The organism is Streptomyces sp. NPDC002306, assembly GCF_053593435.1.
In genome coordinates, this window is the sequence record NZ_JBSFCK010000002.1 from 684,025 (window position 1) to 699,852 (window position 15,828).

Below are 15,828 nucleotides of genomic sequence, written 5' to 3' on the forward strand. Positions count from 1 at the left end.
GTCATGTCTGAGACAACTGGTGCCAGCTACGCAGCGGCGTCATACAAAACAGCGGGTGTCGACATCGAAGCGGGCGACCGCGCCGTGGAGCTGATGAAGGAGTGGGTCAAGAAGACCCGGCGCCCCGAGGTCCTCGGTGGCATCGGTGGTTTCGCCGGCCTCTTCGACGCCTCCGCCCTCAAGCGTTATGAGCGTCCGCTGCTCGCCTCCGCCACGGACGGTGTCGGCACGAAGGTCGACATCGCCCGCCAGCTCGGCGTGTACGACACCATCGGCCACGACCTGGTCGCGATGGTCATGGACGACATCGTGGTGTGCGGCGCCGAGCCGCTGTTCATGACCGACTACATCTGCGTCGGCAAGGTCCACCCCGAGCGGGTCGCCTCGATCGTCAAGGGCATCGCCGAGGGCTGTGTGCTGGCCGGCTGCGCCCTGGTGGGCGGCGAGACGGCCGAACACCCCGGCCTGCTGGGCGAGGACGACTTCGACGTCGCCGGCGCCGGTACGGGCGTGGTGGAGGCCGACCGGCTGCTCGGCGCCGATCGCATCCGTACGGGGGACGCCGTGATCGCCATGGCGGCGTCCGGGCTTCACTCGAACGGGTACTCCCTCGTCCGGCACGTCCTGCTGAACCAGGCGGGCCTGTCGCTGGACGCGCGGATCGAGGAGTTCGGCCGCACGCTGGGCGAGGAGCTCCTGGAGCCCACCAAGATCTACTCGCTGGACTGCCTGGCCCTGACCCGCACCACCGATGTGCACGCCTTCTCGCACATCACCGGCGGCGGCCTGGCGGCCAATCTGGCCCGGGTCGTCCCGGACGACCTGCACGCGATCGTCGACCGCGCCACCTGGACCCCGGCCCCGGTCTTCGATCTGGTCGGCAAGACCGGTGACGTGGCACGGCTGGAGCTGGAGAAGACCCTGAACATGGGGGTCGGCATGATCGCGATCGTGCCGGAGGAGTCCGCCGACGTGGCCCTGGCGACGCTGGCCGACCGGGGCGTCGAGGCCTGGGTCGCCGGTGAGATCACGGACCGGGGCGAGTACACGACGGGCGCCGAGCTGGTCGGCGACTACGCGGTCTGAGACCCTCCGCCACGATGACGGCGGTAACGGCGGCCGGAGGAGAAACGGCAGCACAAAACCCGGTCCGGCGCTGATGCCCCGGACCGGGTGGAGTGCAGTCGCTACGGGAGCCGCGGAAACTGCTGGAGGCGCTGATGCGTCAAGCGCCGCGACGTTGTTGCGATGAGGGACCGGACTCGTCGTCCTCGTCCTCATCGTCGTCGTTGTACAGATCCGCGTACTGCGCGTACGGGTCGTCTTCTTCTTCGTCGTCGTCCTCGAACGGCTCGCCGTTCGGCGGCTGGCTCGAAGTCGATGCGCCCAGCTCGCTGGCCAGACGCGACAGGTCAGTCCCACCGCTGTTGTACTTCAGCTGGCGGGCGACCTTCGTCTGCTTGGCCTTGGCCCGGCCGCGCCCCATGGCTCGACCCCCTCGGTGACGGGGCTCGACGGCCCCAGAGTCTGACACGCGTTCATGATCCGGAACGGACTCTCCGTGGAGAGGCCGGTCCGTAGGGCTTCCACGGTACCTGAGCCCACGCCCATACGGTACGTCGCCCGCAGGACGCGCGTGTGCGCAGGACCTTCGAGGCGCCCTGTCCTCGCTGGTCAGTGGCGATTTTAACCACTTATCCGAGCACGACCCGCCGGTAGACGTGAGAGTTCTCTCGAAGTTCCCGCCGACGGGTACCGCCCGAAGCCGCGAGCACACCTGTGGCGTGCCCGTCGATCAGTGTGCCGACCGGCCCTCCGCCATCCGCTGCTCGGCGATCCGGTCGGCCGCCGCGGCCGGCGGAATCCCGTCCGCCTTCGCACGTGCGAAGATGGCCAGCGTGGTGTCGAAGATCTTCGCGGCCTTCGCCCGGCACCGCTCGAAGTCGAAGCCGTGCAGCTCGTCGGCGACCTGGATGACCCCGCCGGCGTTCACCACGTAGTCCGGCGCGTAGAGGATCCCGCGGTCGGCGAGGTCCTTCTCCACCCCCGGGTGGGCGAGCTGGTTGTTGGCCGCGCCACAGACGATCTTGGCGGTCAGCACCGGCACGGTGGCGTCGTTCAGCGCGCCGCCGAGCGCGCAGGGGGCGTAGATGTCGAGCCCCTCGAACCGGATCAGCGCCTCGGTGTCGGCGACCGCGCTCACACCCTCCGGGTGCCGGTCCAGGATCCGCCGCACGGCGTCCGCGCGCACGTCCGTGATCACGATCCGCGCGCCCTCCGCCAGCAGGTGCTCCACGAGGTGGTGGCCGACCTTGCCGACGCCCGCGATGCCGACCGTGCGGCCGCGCAGCGAGGGGTCGCCCCACAGGTGCTGGGCGCTGGCCCGCATGCCCTGGTAGACCCCGAACGCGGTCAGCACCGACGAGTCGCCGGCGCCGCCGTTCTCGGGGGAACGCCCGGTGGTCCAGCGGCACTCGCGGGCGACGACGTCCATGTCGGCGACATAGGTGCCGACGTCGCAGGCCGTGACGTAGCGGCCGCCGAGCGAGGCGACGAACCGGCCGTAGGCCAGGAGCAGCTCCTCCGACTTGATCGTGTCGGGGTCGCCGATGATCACGGCCTTGCCGCCGCCGTGGTCCAGACCGGCCATGGCGTTCTTGTACGACATGCCGCGCGCGAGGTTCAGGGCGTCGGCGACGGCCTCCGCCTCGGTCGCGTACGGGTAGAAGCGCGTGCCGCCGAGGGCGGGGCCCAGGGCGGTGGAGTGGATGGCGATGACGGCCTTGAGACCGCTGGCGCGGTCCTGGCAGAGCACGACTTGCTCATGACCCCCCTGATCCGAGTGGAACAGGGTGTGCAGTACATCAGCATGCGCGCCGGTTACGTCGGTCACTGTGGTGACTCCAGGGTAAGTAGCGGCGGTCGGAGAACAGCTCCCGTAGGGGTGGCGGGCGCTGTGGCACGAGAGTAGAGCCTGCCCGTACCGGTCGACCGCGCAGTGCTCAGGATCACCTACTCCCGGAGTACCACCGTGCGACGATTTGCATAGTTTTCCCGCGTGTTTGTGTGCGGGTTCCGCAGTTTTCCCGGGCGGTCCGCGGGGGAGGGAGCAGGCGTGCCCAAGGTGTCCTCGGTGATCGTCCCGTACGCGACCTATCTGCGCGTCTACGAACCACTGGCCGCCTTCCCGGAGCCGGAGCGCAGTCACTGGGCGCGCTACGCCCGGCGCCCGGCCCGACCCTCGTACCAGGACGAGCTGCGCCGCTCGCTGGCCGACCTGCTGCCGACCCCGCCGATCCCGGTACCGGTGCACGAGAGCGGCGACGCCTTCGTGGCCGACGTGGACGGCGTGCTGTGCGTCTGCCCCTGGCGGACCCGGCTGCGCGGCTGGCAGGCGCTGGAGGAACTGGACGAGGTGCTGCCGCGGACGGTCCTGGACTCGGTGCTCCCGGCGCTGGTGCGCGACCAGGCCGCCCAGGACTACGAGCGCTGGCTGGCCCGCAACCCCGACGCCCGCCCCTGGATCCGGACGGCGACCTGGCAGGTCCCGCTGAACTGGTTCGTGCTCGTCTCCGACGAGGAGCGGGAGTACGACAAGGGGTCCGGCGCCGCCGAGGACGAGCCGCCCGTGCTGCGCTACCGGACTCCGATGGTGCAGGCGCGGCGCCGGGTGGCGCGGGCCCTGCGCACCCTGCGGGACGCGATGGACGAAGGGCCGCTCATCGACGGCCTGGTGGACGTGGGGCGCTGGCTGGAGGAGTTCCACCCGCGCTCGCTGGTGGAGCTGGACTACGGCGGCCTGGTGCACGCCCTGCCGGGCGGTGAGCTGGAGGACGACCGTTCGGCCGCGGACGTGGCCGAGGGGATCGAGGCGTTGCGGCGCGGCGACGGCCCCGCGGCGGGGGAGGCGTACGCCCGGCTCGTGGTGCGGTGGCGGTCGGTGCGGGACCGCCGGTCGGCCAACTGACCGAGGTGAGTGACCTGACGCCCGGTCGGACCGCGGGCGTGACTGACCGCAGGCGTGACCTGACCGCCCGCGTGGTCGGGCTGTCGTGCGGGGGTGTGCTGACGGGACGGCAGGCGTGCAGTGGGCGACATGTGTGCGATGGGTGACATGCGTCACGGCCGAAAACGCTACGAACGACGTACCGTCTACCGGACTTCGTGAAAGCGACGGGACGTTGGTCCCGATCCGGGCGTTTGTGTCAAGCGTGACAGACCGCACGTACCCGTCTCTTGCATCCCATGCCACTCCTCGTGCCAAAATAGGACAAGGAGTCCGGGGAGGCTCCATCCGTCCAGATGCGCTCCCTATGGGCGGAATCTTAGTAATGCGTGCTTTGGGGGGTCTGGTGACTCCTGATCGCCCCTGTGACTGATCGTCACAGAGGCGTGACTGTCCGCTATGGCATGGTCCATCGGCTTCCGTCGCTGATGAACACCTGGGAGGGCAATTCCATCGGTTTGGCCGACGCGGCTGGACGGATGGTGTAGTTGTAGTGCCGAGGACAAGCCGTTCGTCCTATAACCGACTCGACTCGCGTCCGCCATTTCGGGCAACGCGGGTCAAGGTGCAGAATTTAGAGGAAAGAACCGAGAAGGTTCGGTTCTCCCGAGGAGGCCGCTCATGACCGCTCGCACCCCTGATGCCGAGCCGCTGCTGACCCCGGCTGAGGTCGCCACCATGTTCCGTGTCGACCCCAAGACGGTCACGCGGTGGGCGAAGGCCGGCAAGCTCACGTCCATCCGCACGCTCGGCGGACACCGCCGTTACCGCGAGGCTGAGGTCCGCGCACTGCTCGCGGGTATCCCGCAGCAGCGCAGCGAGGCCTGAACAGCCTGAACAACTGAATACCGGGCAAACCGGCAGGTCCCCCAACCCGTCGACGCCCGGAACCACAGCTCCAAGCGACGCGGGTCCTGCCCCAACAGGCCCCCCGCCCAAGCCTTCAGGCAACAGCACAGGGTGCGTCGTGGATCGCGCTGGACTCCGCCGGGTCCAGCGCGATCTTTTTTTGTGCCCTCGCGACAACCCCGGCGACCCACCCGCGGCGCCCTCGCGATGCCGGCGTGGTGCTCCGGCGCCGCTCCGCCGGCGCCCCGGCCGTGGGCCGGTGGCCGGTCTGTGAGCGGCCTTGTCGGAGTCTGGGGAGGGGTGTCGGATCTCCTGTGTGCGACTGTCGGCACCAGTACAATTGCACATATTAAATTGACTAGTTGTAGGAGTCGGGTAAGTACCGCGCTTTCTAAAACTCATGCGGTGACACCCGTCACATGCCAGAGTCCTTGTTGCCTCTGGCTCATGTGCGCTAGATGAGATCCCTCCTGGCGCCGGTCACGCCGGGGAAGGGCTTTCGTCCTCGACGGCCTCGGCGCGGCCCTCCGCCTCCTGGGGGGCCGTGCCCAACTCCAGCCGCAGCAGGCGGTGGCAGATCGGGCAGTGGCGGGTCAGATGCCGGTAGGACGACGCGGCCGCCAGATGCGCGCGGAGCAACGCCCGCGTCTCGTGCCTGGCCGTCGCCGCCATACGCCACCTCCGGAGGGCTGTGCGGGGAAGGGGCCCCTGCTCCCTGGGTACTGGGCGGGCCTGGCGACGTCAAGACGGCACGGGCGCGGGGCACGGAGGCACGGCACGGGCGCACGGTACGGAGGTACGGCACAGGTGTACGGGTAAGAGTGCCCCGGGTCGGCGGGCCCGGCCTCTCCCGCCCCTCCCTCACCTCTCTTGCGCCCGCGCGGTCCTGACGGGATGTGGCCTGCCCGGCGGCGGCCGCGTCACGCGGTGCTGCCGCGGCACGACTGAGGCCCGCGTCCCAGAAGGGCGCGGGCCTCAGTCGATCTATGCGGTCCTGACGGGATTTGAACCCGCGGCCTCCACCTTGACAGGGTGGCGAGCACTCCAAACTGCTCCACAGGACCAGGTTTCGCGGCGCTTTTCCTGCGTTGCGCTGCGAGAACAGACTGTACAGGAGGGTGAGCCCCCTGGTCGAACTCACCCAACGTGCAGGCTTGGTCACGGCACGGCGGCGTCGATCGCCTTCACGATCCGCTTGTCCGAGACGGGGTACGCCGTGCCCAGCGCGTGGGCGAAATAGCTGACCCGGAGCTCCTCGAGCATCCAGCGGATGTCCAGGACCGAGGAGGGGACCGGGCGGCCCTGGGGCATCTGCTCCAGCAGCCAGGCGTACTCGTCCTGCATCTCGTGGACCTTCTCCATACGGGTCGTGTCCCGCTGGACGTTGGTCGGCATCTGTTGCAGGCGGCGGTCGGCGGCCACCAGATAGCGCATCAGGTCCGGCAGTCGCCGCAGTCCGGTCTCCGTGACGAAGCCGGGCTTCACGAGGGCGTCCAGCTGCTTGCGTACGTCCTGGAGGTTCGCCAGGAGTGCGGGGCTGCGCGCGTCCTTCAGGCGGCGCTCACAGGCCTGCCAGGCGGCCAGCACCTGCTGCACCTGCCCGACCGTACGGACCGTCGTGTCGACGATCTCGGCGCGCACCTTGTCGTACAGCTTCCGGTGCGACTCCTCGTCCCACGCCGGGCCCCCGAAGTCGGCGATCAGCTTGTCCGCGGCCGCCATCGCGCAGTCGTCGAACAGGGCCTGGATCGATCCGTGCGGGTTCGCGGACAGGGCGAGCTTCTGGGCGTTCGTCAGCTTGTCCGAGGCGAACTTCGCCGGGTTCACCGGGATGTTGCGCAGGATCAGCCGCCGGGCGCCCTTCCACATGGCCTCGGCCTGCTCCGCCTCCGTGTCGAAGAGACGGACGGAGACGGTGCCGGCCGTCGGGCCGTCGTCGACCAGCGCCGGGTACGCCTTCACCGGCTGGCCGGCCCGGCGGGTCTCGAAGACGCGGGTGAGGGTGCCGATGCTCCAGTCCGTCAGGCCCGTGCGCTCCAGGGACTCGCCGCCCTGGCGCTCGGCGGTGGCCGCCGCGGCCTGGGAGAGGGCTTCGCGGGCCTTCGGCTTGAGCCGGAGCTTCAGCTTCTCCAGGTCCTTGTCCTCGGCGAGCTTGCGGCGCCGCTCGTCGACGATCCGGAACGTGATCTTCAGGTGGTCGGGGACCCGGCCCCAGTCGAAGTCCTCGGCCTCGAAGGGGACACCGACCATCCGCTTCAGCTCACGGGCCATGGTGGTGGACAGCGGTTCCTGCAAGGGCACCGCCCGGTCCAGGAACGCCTTCGCGTAGTTCGGCGCGGGTACGTAGTGGCGGCGGACCGGCTTGGGCAGGGAGCGGATCAGCTCGGTGACCACGTCCTCGCGCAGACCCGGGATCTGCCAGTCGAAGCCCTCGTCCGTGACCTGGTTGAGGACCTGGAGCGGGATGTGCACGGTCACGCCGTCGGCGTCCGCGCCCGGCTCGAACTGGTAGGTGACGCGGAACTTCAGCGGCCCCTGCCGCCAGGAGTCCGGGTAGTCGTCCTTGGTGACCGCCTCCGCCGACTCCCGGATGAGCATCGCCCGCTCGAAGTCCAGGAAGTCGGGCTGCTCGGTCCGCTTGTGCTTCCACCAGGAGTCGAAGTGGGCGCCCGAGACGACGTGTTCGGGGACCCGCTGCTCGTAGAAGTCGAAGAGGGTGTCGTCGTCGACCATGATGTCCCGGCGCCGGGCACGGTGCTCCAGCTCCTCGACCTCGGTGAGCAGCTTGCGGTTGTCCGCGAAGAACTTGTGGTGCGTGCGCCAGTCGCCCTCGACGAGCGCGTTGCGAATGAAAAGCTCGCGGGAGGTCTCCGGGTCGATCCGCCCGTAGTTGACCTTGCGCTGCGCGATGATCGGCACGCCGTACAGCGTGACCTTCTCGTACGCCATCACGGCCGCCTGGTCCTTCTCCCAGTGCGGCTCGCTGTAGGTGCGCTTGAGGAGGTGCTCGGCGAGCGGCTCGACCCACTCCGGCTCGATCCGCGCGTTGACGCGGGCCCACAGGCGGCTCGTCTCCACCAGCTCCGCCGACATGACGAAGCGCGGGGGCTTCTTGAAGAGGGCCGAGCCGGGGAAGATCGCGAACTTGGCGCTGCGGGCCCCCAGGTACTCGTTCTTCCCCGTGCTCCGCCCGCTCTCGCCCCCGGTCTCCTTCACGTCCTTCATCCCGACATGGGAGAGGAGGCCGGCGAGCAGGGAGACGTGGACGCTCTGGCCGGGCGCGTCGTCCTCGTTGAGATGGATCCCCATCCCCTTCGCGACCGTGCGGAGCTGGCTGTAGATGTCCTGCCACTCCCGGATGCGCAGGAAGTTGAGGTACTCCTGCTTGCACATGCGGCGGAAGGCGGAGGAGCCGCGCTCCTTCTGCTGCTCGCGGACGTAGCGCCAGAGGTTGAGGTAGGCGAGGAAGTCGCTCGTCTCGTCCTTGAAGCGGGCGTGCTGCTGGTCGGCCTGGGTCTGCTTGTCGGCCGGGCGCTCACGCGGGTCTTGGATGGAGAGCGCCGCCGCTATGACCATGACCTCGCGGACACAGCCGTTCTTGTCGGCCTCCAGGACCATGCGGGCCAGCCGCGGGTCGACGGGCAGCTGGGCGAGCTTGCGGCCGGTGTCGGTGAGCCGTTTGCGCGCGTCCTGCTGCGCCGGGTCCAGGGCACCCAGTTCCTGGAGCAGCTGGACGCCGTCGCGGATGTTGCGGTGGTCCGGCGGGTCGATGAAGGGGAACTTCTCGATGTCGCCGAGGCCGGCCGCGGTCATCTGGAGGATGACGGAGGCGAGGTTCGTCCGCAGGATCTCCGCGTCCGTGAACTCCGGCCGGGCGAGGAAGTCGTCCTCGGAGTACAGCCGGATGCAGACACCGTCGGACGTACGGCCGCAGCGGCCCTTGCGCTGGTTGGCGCTGGCCTGCGAGACCGCCTCGATGGGCAGCCGCTGGACCTTGGTGCGGTGGCTGTAGCGGGAGATACGGGCGAAGCCGGGGTCGATGACGTACTTGATGCCCGGCACGGTCAGCGAGGTCTCGGCGACGTTGGTCGCCAGAACGATCCTGCGGCCGGTGTGGGGCTGGAACACGCGGTGCTGCTCGGCGTGGGAGAGCCGGGCGTAGAGGGGGAGCACCTCGGTGAAGCGGTAGTTCTTCTTGGTCAGCGCGTCGGCGGTGTCGCGGATCTCGCGCTCGCCGGAGAGGAAGACCAGGATGTCGCCCTTGCCCTCGCCCTGGAGCTCTTCCACGGCGTCGCAGATCGCGGTGATCTGGTCGCGGTCGGCGTCCTCGGAGTCCTCTTCGAGGAGCGGGCGGTAGCGCACCTCCACGGGATAGGTACGCCCGCTGACCTCGACGATCGGGGCGTCGCCGAAGTGCCGGGAGAAGCGCTCGGGGTCGATGGTCGCGGAGGTGATGACGACCTTGAGGTCGGGGCGCTTGGGCAGCAGCTGGGCCAGGTAGCCGAGCAGGAAGTCGATGTTGAGGGACCGCTCGTGGGCCTCGTCGATGATGATCGTGTCGTAGGCGCGCAGCTCGCGGTCGGTCTGGATCTCGGCCAGCAGGATGCCGTCCGTCATCAGTTTCACGAAGGTGGCGTCCGGGTTCACCTGGTCGGTGAACCGCACCTTCCAGCCGACCGCCTCCCCGAGAGGGGTGCTCAGTTCCTCGGCGACGCGCTCGGCGACGGTACGGGCGGCGATACGGCGGGGCTGGGTGTGCCCGATCATGCCGCGCACGCCACGCCCCAGCTCCATACAGATCTTGGGGATCTGCGTGGTCTTCCCGGAACCGGTCTCACCGGCGACGATGACGACCTGGTGATCGCGGATGGCGGCCGCGATCTCGTCCTTCTTCTGGCTGACCGGCAGCTGCTCGGGGTAGCTGACGGCCGGGACACGGGCGCGTCGCCGGCCCATGCGTTCCTCGGCGCTCGCGACCTCCGTCTCGATCTCGGCGAGGACGGCGGCGCGGGCCTCCGGCTTACGGATCTTGCGCGCGCCTTCGAGCCTGCGCCCGAGCCGGTGCGCGTCGCGCAGGGTCAGCTCGGTCAGGCGGGGGGCGAGGGCGCCGAGGGCGGGGGCAGGGTGCGTAGACATACGCGATCCAGGATCTCATCCCGGGGAAATCCGTGGCGAACCCTTTTGTCTCCGGCGTGGTACGCGGCGCGGACCGTCGCTCCGTCCGCGGCTTCGCGCGTCGGTTGACCCGCGGCTTCGGCCCCGACGCGGGCGCGGGTCAGGGCGTGCGCTGTTCCGGTGGCGCGGGTGCCGGCGCGTAGTCCTGGCGCGGGCCGTCGCCGAGGGCGATGGAGCGGGCGGTGTTGGAGATGGCCTTGATGCTCAGGTAGGCGGTGGTCATGCTGCTCACCGCGGTGAACGCGGCGGTGAGCACACCGACGATCACGGCCTTGTCGCCGTCGAGCCGCCAGACGCCGAAGATCGCGACGCCGGCGATGGCGAGATTGCTGACCACGACGGCGAGCAGTCCGTACCGAGCCCGGTTCTTCTCCAACTCGGTGTCCTGATCGATCCTGGCCTGACTCCGAACCATCGCGCCCGCGCCCCCTCAGCACCACGCCCACCAGGGATGTACGACAAAAGCCCCATCCGAACGGATGGGGCTTCTGACTTGTGGCTGGGGCCGGGGTCGAACCGGCGACCTATCGCTTTTCAGGCGATCGCTCGTACCAACTGAGCTACCCAGCCACGAGGCTTCCGGGGAAACCTCAGCGGTCCTGACGGGATTTGAACCCGCGGCCTCCACCTTGACAGGGTGGCGAGCACTCCAAACTGCTCCACAGGACCAAGCTGTTGTGTGCGAACCAGCGACGCAAGTGTCGCACACCGTACTGCGTGCCCCCAACGGGATTCGAACCCGTGCTACCGCCTTGAAAGGGCGGCGTCCTAGGCCGCTAGACGATGAGGGCTATCGGCCCGCCTGGGCGCTTCTCAGCGCGTCGGGGACGTGAGAAGCATATGGGATGGCGGGAGGTATCGCCAAAACGGTTTACGGGGCGGTCGTGGAGGGGGTCCCGGAGGGGCTGGGGGACCGGCGCGCCCCTGGTTGGTTCTCCTCCGGGAGGTGGCGGCTGACCTCCGCCGTGGTCAGCCCCAGGCCGCCGAGTTTGATCTCGTCCCAGGCCTGGAGGCGCCGGGTGTCGCGGTCGAAGTAGAGGATCGAGGTCTCGATCGGATCCGGGTAGGTGCCCTCCACGGCCCGCAGTCCGCTGCCGCCCGTCGAGCCCTCCACGCGCAGCCGGGTGCCGCGCTTCATGACCTCGGTCCCCTCGTGGTGCAGATGGCCGGCCAGCACGAGCGGCACCTCGCCGTCCGTCAGGCGCGCCGCGAACGGCTCGTGGGTGATGGCCACGTCGGCCGGCGTGCCGGCCGCCTTCTGGTCGCGCAGCGCCGAGGCCAGCCGGGCGCCCGCCAGGTACTCGGCCGAGTCGCCGCCCGGCTCGGTCGAGCGGTCGGGCGTGAACTGCGGGTCGCCGATGCCCGCGAAGCGCAGGCCCGCGACGGTCTCGGCCCGCCCGTCGTCGAGGACGTGCACGTTCTTCATGCCCTCCAGGTAGCGCTGGGTGAGGAGCGAGTCGTGGTTGCCGCGGACCCAGACGTACGGGGCGCCGAGGTCGGCGATCGGGTCGAGGAAGCCGTTCTCCGCCGCCGTGCCGTGGTCCATGGTGTCGCCGGAGTCGACGATCACGTCGACCTTGTACTGCTCCACCAGCGACGCGATGATCTTCCAGCTCGCCGGGTTGAGATGGATGTCGGAGACGTGCAGGACCCGGATGGTGCTCGGGTCCGGCGAGTAGGCGGGCAACGTGGACGTGACGTCGTAGAGCTTCGTCACGTTCGTCACCAGGCGGGCCAACTCCTGCTGGTAGACGTCGAACTCGGTGACGATGCTGCGCGCGTCGCCCACCAGCGAGGGCGCGGACGACAGCAGTCCCGAGAACCTCGGCTCCAGGACCGACTCCGGCTTCCAGGTGGCGTACGCCGTTCCGCCGGAGGCCGCGAGCAGGGCGAGGGCCAGGCCGCCGGCGGCGAGGGCGCGGCGGGGGCGGCGGTAGACCGCGAGGCCGAGGGTGGTGGCGCCGGTGACGACCGCGACGCAGGAGCGCACGGCCAGGTCGAGCGTGCCGTGCTCCACGTCACGGGTCACCTCGTCCTGGAGGCCCGTGATGCGCTCGGGGTGGTCGACCAGGGCCCGGGCGCGGACCGGGTCGAGCTGGTCGACGTTCACGTCCAGCCGCACGGGGGCGACATGGCTGTCCAGGCTGAGCGCGCCCAGCGGGGAGACGTTGATCTTCGTGCCGCCGGTGAGGGAGGGGCGCAGGGTCATCGTGGTGTCCATGGGGCCCACCGGCACCCGTACGTCGCCGACGGTCAGCAGTCCCAGCCAGGCGCCGGCGAGGACCACGGCCACCAGGCCCAGGGCGCGGATCCAGGGGTGCGGCCGGGGCACGAGCTCGAGCGTCGGCCGGGCGCGGCGGACGGACCGGCGGCGGGCCGGGGTGCGGGGCGCTCTGCGTATGCGGTTCAGGACGGCGGCGGGGACTCGGGCGCGGACGGGGACGCGAACCATTGGTCGCGTATGCCCAAGTCCCCCGTCGGGTATGCGGCCGGCCGTCCGGCTCTCGCGTCGGGCCGAGGGAGCCGCCGTACCGGACGCGCGGCCGGCGCACGGCCCGTCGCATCGGACCCGCACCGGGCGCACGGCCCGTCGTATCGGACCCGCACCGGGCGCGCGGGCCGCCCGTACCCGACGACGCATCGGGCCCATGGGGCCGCCGTACCGGACAATGGGCCTGTGCTGGAGATGACGCGCGAGGACTTCGAGGAACTGGTCGCCGAGTCGCTCGACCGGATCCCGCCGGAGCTGACCCGGCTGATGGACAACGTCGCGGTGTTCGTCGAGGACGAACCGCCCGCCGACGACCCCGAGCTGCTCGGACTGTACGAGGGCACCCCGCTCACGGACCGCGGTGAGTGGTACGCGGGCGTGCTGCCGGACCGGATCACGATCTACCGGGGGCCCACGCTCAGGATGTGCGACACGAGGGAGGACGTCGTCGCGGAGACCGAGGTGACGGTGGTGCACGAGATCGCCCACCACTTCGGTATCGACGACGAGCGGCTGCACGCGCTCGGCTACGGCTGACCGGACGCGCCCGGGTACGGCGGGCCGGCGCGTGTCCTCATGCGGGCGGCGGGAGTTGGGCACGTTGACTTCTTCGTCCACCCGGAGGTGGCTCCCGTGCGCCCTTTGTACGTACCCGTCCGCCTGGCCGTGACGGCCCTGGCCGTGGCCGCCGCCGCCGGCTGCATGAGCGTGGGCGACGACGACGGCAGCCAGGCCAGGCCGTCGCACTCGGCGGGGCAGCGGGGCGGCGGGGCCCCGGGCGGAGGGCAGGGCGGTCCGGGCGGCGGCGCGGGGTACGGCGGGGGGGCGCGCGGTCACGGGCCCGGGCACGGCAAGGACGGCAGGGGCGGGGACGGGGACTCGGCGTCCCCGTCGGCCTCGCGGTCGGCGGGCGCCGGCGCGAGCGTGAGCGCGTCGGCGCCCGCGGGGCCGGGACAGACCGTGCAGCCGGGCGGGCCGTCGCCGACCGGGGTCCAGCCGAGCCCGCCGCCGGGCAGCACCGCGCCGCCGGAGCCGCCCGGCGATCCGTCGCCGCAGCCGCCGGCCTCGCCGGACCCGACCGTCGCGGAGCCGTCGTCGTCCGCTCACGAGGAGACCGGACCGCAGCTGGTGCAGCGGGAACCGGCGCCCGAGGCGGGGTGGCCGGCGCCGTGACGGCCATGGTTTCCAAGGCCGGGCAGCGGTCGTGACCTGCGGTTATGGGGTCGGATTTGCCTTGGGGGGTGGGGGGTGCGTATGGTGGTAGATCGTTTGATCCCATTTGCCCGGCGCCAACGCAGAGCGCGCCGTGTGGCGCGTACTCTCCCTTGCCGTGGCGGACCGCATTGAGGCGGTCGTAATGCGAAACACGGAGTTGACGGGCGCGTGCCGACGAGACTCCGGAAGGTTTCGCATTCGCATGTCCATTTCCAGTACTGATCACGCCGTCGTGCCCGAGAACGGCGACAACGACGAGCAGTTCGAGGCGACCGTCGAGACGGCCGCCGAGACCGAGACGACGACCGAGGCGCAGCTCACCTTCGCCGACCTCGGCCTGCCCGAGGGCGTCGTCCGCAAGCTCGCCCAGAACGGCGTGACCACCCCCTTCCCGATCCAGGCCGCGACCATCCCGGACGCCCTGGCCGGCAAGGACATCCTCGGCCGTGGCCGCACCGGCTCCGGCAAGACCCTCTCCTTCGGTCTGCCGGCCCTGGCGCAGCTCGCCGGCGGCCGCACCGAGAAGAAGAAGCCGCGCGCCGTCATCCTCACGCCGACGCGTGAGCTGGCCATGCAGGTCGCCGACGCGCTGCAGCCCTACGGCGACGTCCTCGGCCTGAAGATGAAGGTCGTCTGCGGCGGCACGTCGATGGGCAACCAGATCTACGCCCTGGAGCGCGGCGTCGACGTCCTCGTCGCCACCCCGGGCCGGCTGCGCGACATCATCAACCGTGGCGCCTGCTCGCTGGAGAACACCCAGATCGCCGTTCTCGACGAGGCCGACCAGATGTCCGACCTGGGCTTCCTGCCCGAGGTCACCGAGCTGCTCGACCAGGTCCCGGCCGGCGGCCAGCGGATGCTGTTCTCGGCCACGATGGAGAACGAGATCTCCACGCTGGTCAAGCGCTACCTGACCAACCCGGTCACGCACGAGGTCGACAGCGCCCAGGGCAACGTCACGACCATGTCGCACCACATCTTCATCGTGAAGCCCAAGGACAAGGCGCCGGTCACCGCCGCGATCGCCTCCCGCAAGGGCCGCACGATCATCTTCGTCCGCACCCAGCTGGGCGCCGACCGCATCGCCGAGCAGCTGCGTGACGCCGGTGTGAAGGCCGACGCGCTGCACGGCGGCATGACGCAGGGCGCCCGCACCCGGACGCTGGCGGACTTCAAGGACGGCTACGTCAACGCGCTCGTCGCGACCGACGTCGCCGCCCGCGGTATCCACGTCGACGGCATCGACCTGGTGCTGAACGTGGACCCGGCCGGTGACCACAAGGACTACCTGCACCGTTCCGGCCGTACCGCTCGCGCGGGCCGCTCCGGCACCGTCGTGTCGCTGTCCCTGCCGCACCAGCGCCGCCAGATCTTCCGCCTCATGGAGGACGCCGGCGTCGACGCCGGGCGTCACATCATCCAGGGCGGTGCCGCCTTCGAGCCGGAGGTGGCCGAGATCACCGGCGCCCGCTCGATGACCGAGGTCCAGGCCGAGTCGGCGGGCAACGCGGCTCAGCAGGCCGAGCGCGAGGTCGCCCAACTCACGAAGGAGCTGGAGCGGGCGCAGCGCCGCGCGAGCGAGCTGCGCGAGGAGTCCGACCGTCTGGTCGCCCGCGCCGCCCGCGAGCGCGGTGAGGACCCGGAGGCCGCGGTCGCCGAGGCGCAGGCCGAGGCGTCGCAGGCCGTCGCCGAGGTCTCGGTGCCGGAGCAGCCGGCGGCGCAGGACGTCGACCGGGCCGAGCGCGAGGAGCGGACGGCGCCGTCGTCCTCGTACTCCAACTCGTACGAGCGTCGTGACGACCGTGGTGGCTTCAACCGTGACCGTGGTGACCGTCGTGACGACCGTGGCGGCTTCCGTCGCGACGACCGTCGTGACGACCGCCGGGACGGCGACCGTGGTGGCCGTTCCTTCGGTGGCGGTGACCGTCGTGACGACCGTGGTGGCTTCAACCGTGACCGCGGTGACCGTCGTGACGACCGTGGCGGCTTCCGCCGTGACGACCGTCGTGACGACCGCCGGGACGGCGACCGTGGTGGCCGTTCCTTCGGTGGCGGTGACCGTCGTGACGACCGTGGTGGCTTCAACCGTGAC

At 70.5% G+C, this 15,828-nt stretch carries 12 protein-coding genes and 4 tRNA genes; 6 read left to right on the forward strand and 10 right to left on the reverse strand.

The window, feature by feature from the left end; genetic code table 11:
* Nucleotides 1-3: 3 nt before the first annotated feature.
* The gene (gene purM / locus ACWCQK_RS07505) at nt 4-1,086 is read left to right on the forward strand and encodes a phosphoribosylformylglycinamidine cyclo-ligase (RefSeq protein WP_451152875.1); all 1,083 of its coding nucleotides are present in this window, start codon (nt 4-6) and stop codon (nt 1,084-1,086) included.
* Nucleotides 1,087-1,225: 139 nt separating this feature from the next.
* On the opposite strand, the gene ACWCQK_RS07510 is transcribed toward purM, so the two are convergent.
* Both ACWCQK_RS07510 and ACWCQK_RS07515 read right to left on the reverse strand, forming a co-directional pair.
* Nucleotides 1,226-1,486: a DUF3073 domain-containing protein gene (locus ACWCQK_RS07510; protein WP_385775458.1), complete on the reverse strand. Its 261-nt coding sequence runs from the start codon at nt 1,484-1,486 to the stop codon at nt 1,226-1,228.
* Between the two features lie 309 nt (nt 1,487-1,795).
* A complete protein-coding gene (locus tag ACWCQK_RS07515; RefSeq protein WP_451152877.1) occupies nt 1,796-2,893 on the reverse strand; it encodes a Leu/Phe/Val dehydrogenase in 1,098 nt (365 codons plus the stop codon).
* A gap of 222 nt (nt 2,894-3,115) precedes the next feature.
* Between ACWCQK_RS07515 and ACWCQK_RS07520 the strand changes: the two genes are divergently transcribed.
* Entirely contained in the window at nt 3,116-3,967 is an 852-nt protein-coding gene (locus ACWCQK_RS07520; protein WP_451152879.1) for a hypothetical protein, read from the forward strand.
* 660 nt (nt 3,968-4,627) lie between these two features.
* On the forward strand, nt 4,628-4,834 hold the full coding sequence (gene bldC, locus ACWCQK_RS07525) for a developmental transcriptional regulator BldC (protein WP_003949541.1): 207 nt from the start codon (nt 4,628-4,630) through the stop codon (nt 4,832-4,834).
* Between the two features lie 501 nt (nt 4,835-5,335).
* Here the strand turns inward: bldC and ACWCQK_RS07530 are convergent.
* The 8 genes from ACWCQK_RS07530 to ACWCQK_RS07565 all read right to left on the reverse strand — a co-directional run bounded on the left by ACWCQK_RS07530 (nt 5,336) and on the right by ACWCQK_RS07565 (nt 12,482).
* Nucleotides 5,336-5,527, reverse strand: coding sequence for a DUF6274 family protein (locus ACWCQK_RS07530; RefSeq protein WP_451152881.1), 192 nt, complete (start codon nt 5,525-5,527; stop codon nt 5,336-5,338).
* Nucleotides 5,528-5,844: 317 nt separating this feature from the next.
* Nucleotides 5,845-5,919 (reverse strand) — tRNA-Asp (locus tag ACWCQK_RS07535).
* Nucleotides 5,920-6,013: 94 nt separating this feature from the next.
* A complete protein-coding gene (gene hrpA, locus ACWCQK_RS07540) occupies nt 6,014-9,991 on the reverse strand; it encodes an ATP-dependent RNA helicase HrpA (RefSeq protein ID WP_451152883.1) in 3,978 nt (1,325 codons plus the stop codon).
* Between the two features lie 139 nt (nt 9,992-10,130).
* On the reverse strand, nt 10,131-10,445 hold the full coding sequence (locus tag ACWCQK_RS07545) for a hypothetical protein (RefSeq protein WP_451152885.1): 315 nt from the start codon (nt 10,443-10,445) through the stop codon (nt 10,131-10,133).
* Between the two features lie 81 nt (nt 10,446-10,526).
* A tRNA-Phe gene (locus ACWCQK_RS07550) sits at nt 10,527-10,600 on the reverse strand.
* 24 nt (nt 10,601-10,624) lie between these two features.
* Nucleotides 10,625-10,699 (reverse strand) — tRNA-Asp (locus ACWCQK_RS07555).
* A 49-nt stretch (nt 10,700-10,748) separates the two neighbouring features.
* Nucleotides 10,749-10,821 (reverse strand) — tRNA-Glu (locus tag ACWCQK_RS07560).
* An 80-nt stretch (nt 10,822-10,901) separates the two neighbouring features.
* On the reverse strand, nt 10,902-12,482 hold the full coding sequence (locus ACWCQK_RS07565) for a metallophosphoesterase family protein (protein WP_451152887.1): 1,581 nt from the start codon (nt 12,480-12,482) through the stop codon (nt 10,902-10,904).
* A 225-nt stretch (nt 12,483-12,707) separates the two neighbouring features.
* Here ACWCQK_RS07565 and ACWCQK_RS07570 point away from each other — a divergent pair, with 225 nt between their 5' ends.
* The 3 genes from ACWCQK_RS07570 to ACWCQK_RS07580 all read left to right on the forward strand — a co-directional run.
* On the forward strand, nt 12,708-13,058 hold the full coding sequence (locus ACWCQK_RS07570; RefSeq protein ID WP_451152889.1) for a metallopeptidase family protein: 351 nt from the start codon (nt 12,708-12,710) through the stop codon (nt 13,056-13,058).
* Nucleotides 13,059-13,154: 96 nt separating this feature from the next.
* Complete coding sequence (locus ACWCQK_RS07575; protein ID WP_451152891.1) at nt 13,155-13,694, forward strand: hypothetical protein; 540 nt, start codon at nt 13,155-13,157, stop codon at nt 13,692-13,694.
* A 244-nt stretch (nt 13,695-13,938) separates the two neighbouring features.
* On the forward strand, nt 13,939-15,828 hold a 1,890-nt coding region (locus ACWCQK_RS07580; RefSeq protein WP_451152893.1), incomplete at its 3' end, for a DEAD/DEAH box helicase.